The sequence below is a fragment of the Streptomyces beijiangensis genome, from assembly GCF_017315755.1.
GTDB classification, from domain to species: domain Bacteria; phylum Actinomycetota; class Actinomycetes; order Streptomycetales; family Streptomycetaceae; genus Streptomyces; species Streptomyces beijiangensis.
Genome location: NZ_JAFLRJ010000581.1, coordinates 1 through 2808 on the forward strand (window position 1 = coordinate 1; position 2808 = coordinate 2808).

At 70.6% G+C, this 2808-nt stretch carries 3 protein-coding genes; 1 reads left to right on the forward strand and 2 read right to left on the reverse strand.

What is annotated here, in order from left to right:
* Positions 1-103: 103 nt before the first annotated feature.
* Complete coding sequence (locus J0695_RS37125) at positions 104-631, reverse strand: hypothetical protein (RefSeq protein WP_206969167.1); 528 nt, start codon at positions 629-631, stop codon at positions 104-106.
* 64 nt (positions 632-695) lie between these two features.
* Positions 696-1928 (reverse strand): nucleotide sugar dehydrogenase, encoded by a 1233-nt coding sequence (locus J0695_RS37130; protein WP_206969168.1) that lies wholly within the window; start codon positions 1926-1928, stop codon positions 696-698.
* Positions 1929-2170: 242 nt separating this feature from the next.
* Here J0695_RS37130 and J0695_RS37135 point away from each other — a divergent pair.
* On the forward strand, positions 2171-2808 hold a 638-nt coding region (locus tag J0695_RS37135), incomplete at its 3' end, for an FAD-dependent oxidoreductase (RefSeq protein WP_206969169.1).

The window sequence follows — 2808 nt, forward strand, 5'->3', positions numbered from 1 at the left end:
AAGTTACCAATGGGGGCTGTGGGGGCGGCAGGTGCGGCGGGGAGCGATTACGGCGAAGAGCCCGCAACGGCGGTCCGTTGCGGGCTCCTGCGGTGGGGACGGGTCAGCCGTTGGCCTTCTTGGCACCGGAGTACGCACCGACCACGGAGAGGGCGAGGAAGAGGTACCCCATGAAGTCCTGAGCCTCTTTCCACGTGTCGGTCAGCGCACCGAAGTGGCCGGTGAACAGGTCCGTCACCGATTCGTCGGTGTGCTTCGTGACGATGATGGCGATCTCCAGGAGCTGCCCCAGATAGGTGGCTCCCAGAGCGAACACGGCGGACACCACGAACAGCCAGACGCTGCGGCCGCCGACCTTGCACGCGGCCAGGGCTATGACGAAGCCGACGCCGACGGCCGCGTAACCGATCTCCCGCTCCAGGGCTCCGGCGATACCGCCGTAGACGCCTGCCGCGACGACGGCGACGGCGAAGGCTGTGAGCAGCCCGCCGGCGAGGTTGTCGGTGCGGCGAACCGGGGCGGCGACGGGTGCGGCTCCTACGGGGGCCGCCGGGTAGCCGAAGGTCTCCGGCTGCGGTGCGGAGGGCTGCGGTTCGGACGGCTGGGCGGGCGGAGGCGTGGTCTGGCTCATGGTGGTCCCCCTGGGACGTAAACGCACTTGTGTGCGAGTTGTGAACGCCGCAGGTTAGCAGGGGTCAGAGTCGGTGCGCTGCGCCCCCAGGGGAGGCTCCCCTGGTGTCCAGGAGGAGCTGGGCCTTCACGGAGAGGCCCTGGAGGTCGTATGTGCGGTGGTTCTGGAGCAGAACGGTGAGGTCGGCCGCCGCCGCGGCCTCGTAGAGCGAGTCCGCGCGGGGCACCGGGACGGTGTGCACGCGCCAGTCGGGGACGTGCGGGTCGTGGTAGCTGACCGAGGCGCCGAGGTCCATCAGACGGCGGGCGATCTCGGGGGCGGGGGAGCCCTCCTGGTCGGCGAGGTCCGGCTTGTAGGTGACGCCCAGGAGCAGTACGCGGGCGCCGCGGGCCGATTTGCCGTGCTCGTTGAGGAGGGTGGCGCAGCGCTGGACCGCGTACTGCGGCATGCGGTTGTTGATGTCCTGGGCCAGGCCGACCATGCGCAGGGCGCCGCCGGTGGGCGGGCGGTACGAGGGGTCCATGGGGACGCCGTGGCCGCCGACGCCGGGGCCGGGACGGAAGGGCTGGAAGCCGAAGGGCTTGGTCTCGGCACAGCGGATGACGTCCCAGAGGTCGACGCCCATCTCGTGGCAGAGGACCGCCATCTCGTTGACCAGGGCGATGTTGACGTGGCGGTAGTTCGATTCGAGGAGCTTGGTCATCTCGGCCTCGCGCAGGCCACGGGCGCGGACCACCTTGTCGGTGAGGCGTCCGTAGAAGGCGGCCGCCGATTCGGTGCAGGCGGGGGTGAGGCCGCCGATGACCTTGGGCGTGGAGGCGTATGAGGGTGCGCGGCTGCCGGGGTCCTGGCGGGTGGGGGAGTACGCCAGGTGGAAATCGCGGCCCGCCCGCAGGCCCGAGCCCTCTTCGAGGAGGGGACGGAGGAATTCCTCCGTGGTGCCGGGGTAGACGGGTGATTCCAGGATCACCGTGGTGTACGGCCGCAGCCGGGCGGCCAGCGCACGGGCCGCGTCGGCCACATCGGTCAGGTCCAGGGCGCGGTCGGCGCCCAGGGGGGTGGGGGCGCAGATGACGGCGGTACGGACCCGGCCCAGTTCGGCCGGATCGGTGATGGGGCGGAAGCCGCCGGAGAGCAGGCGGCGGATGTCGGCGTGGTGGGTGCGGTCGGCGGCGAGCCCTGCGAGGCGGTCCGGGTCGGTGTCGTATCCGATGGTGTCGATGCCGGTCGCCACTGCGGCCTGGGCGAGGGGGAGGCCGAGGTGACCGAGTCCGATGACGGCGAGATCTGCGGGCATGGCGGTGGGCCGTCCTTCCCAATAGCCGGAGCGGGGTGGTCGCGCAACCCCTGTGGAGATCGCTATGTCAGGTTAGGAGTAAATATGACCGATATGCGGGATTGGGGCGGTCTGGGGTGTCCGAGTGTTATCCACAGGAGGTGGCCGATGTCGGTGGGTACGGACAGAATCGTGGATGTGCGGAAGTGAGCAGTCGGCAGTGATGACGTGAGCCGGACCACCCCGATCTACGGGAGGCAGCAGTGAGGACAGCGACACTGGGACCCGAGGAGCGCGCAGCGGCGCTCGCCGGGATGGCCGAGCGGGAACTGGACGTGCTCGTCGTGGGCGCGGGGGTGGTGGGTGCGGGGACGGCGCTGGACGCCGTGACCCGGGGCCTGTCGACCGGGCTCGTGGAGGCGCGGGACTGGGCATCGGGGACGTCGAGCAGGTCGAGCAAGCTGATCCACGGCGGGCTCCGCTATCTGGAGATGCTGGATTTCGCACTCGTACGGGAGGCGCTGAAGGAGCGCGGGCTGCTGCTTGAGCGGCTCGCCCCGCACCTGGTGAAGCCGGTGGCGTTCCTCTATCCCCTGCAGCACAAGGGCTGGGAGCGGTGGTACGCGGGAAGCGGTGTGGCGCTCTACGACGCGATGTCGTTGTCGTCGGGGCACGGGCGCGGGCTTCCCACGCACCGGCACCTGACGCGCAAGCGCGCGCTGCAGGTGGCACCCGCGCTGAAGAAGGACGCGCTGGTGGGGGCGTTGCAGTACTACGACGCCCAGATGGACGACGCGCGCTATGTGGCGACCCTGGTGCGGACGGCCGCCGGTTACGGGGCGCTGGCGGCGAACCGGGCGAAGGTGGTCGGGTTCCTGCGGGAGGGGGAGCGGGTCGTGGG

What these genes read in the sequence shown, in the direction of transcription:
- J0695_RS37130 (WP_206969168.1), bottom strand. Translation starts at nt 1,928, where the DNA reads ATGCCCGCAGATCTCGCCGTCATCGGACTCGGTCACCTCGGCCTCCCC.
- J0695_RS37125 (WP_206969167.1), bottom strand. Translation starts at nt 631, where the DNA reads ATGAGCCAGACCACGCCTCCGCCCGCCCAGCCGTCCGAACCGCAGCCC.